1 protein-coding gene is annotated in these 773 nt (G+C 72.1%); it reads right to left on the reverse strand.

Going from position 1 to position 773, the window contains the following annotated elements; all coding sequences use genetic code 11:
- Positions 1-766: SDR family NAD(P)-dependent oxidoreductase (locus AQJ58_RS40225; protein WP_324613869.1), on the reverse strand; the 766-nt coding region annotated here is incomplete at its 3' end.
- Positions 767-773 lie beyond the last annotated feature (7 nt).

Below are 773 nucleotides of genomic sequence, written 5' to 3' on the forward strand. Positions count from 1 at the left end.
TGGTGAGGGCGGTGTGTGCCTCGGGAAGCCCGGCCAGCAACGCGCTCGGACGCACGCTCGTGTACGCGGGAGCGAACCGCTCCCACTCCACGTCCGCCACGACCACGACCGCATCCCCACCCGCGGCGACCCGGCCCAGCGCCCGCACCGCACGCTCCGGATCCAGCGCCACCAGACCCCGCCGCCGCAACGCCTCCACCGCACCCTCGTCCGCCGCCATACCCCCACCGGCCCACGGACCCCACGCCACCGACGTCCCCACCAACCCCCGCGACCGACGCGCCGACACCAACCCGTCCAACGCCGCGTTCGCCGCCGCATACCCCGCCTGCCCCCCACTGCCCCACACACCGGCAATCGAGGAGAACACCACGAACGCATCCAACGCACGATCGCCCAGCACCGCATCCAGATGCACCGCACCCGCCACCTTGCCCGCCCACACCCCGGCAAGATCGGACACCGACACCTCACCCAACGGCACATTCACCACCGCACCCGCCGCATGCACCACCGCATCCACCGGATACACCCCCAACAACGCCTCCACCGCCCCCCGATCAGCCACATCACACGCCTCCACACTCACCCGCACACCAGCCGCGGCAAGCTCCTCACGCAACTCCACCGCACCCGGAGCCTCCACACCCCGACGGCTCACCAGCACCACATGCTCGGCACCCTCCGCCGCCACCCACCGCGCCACCCGCGCACCCAACGCACCCGTACCACCCGTCACCAACACCGTCCCCCGCGGAGACCACACCGACCCA

Source organism: Streptomyces sp. DSM 15324, from assembly GCF_001514285.1.
Classification (GTDB): Bacteria; Actinomycetota; Actinomycetes; order Streptomycetales; family Streptomycetaceae; genus Streptomyces.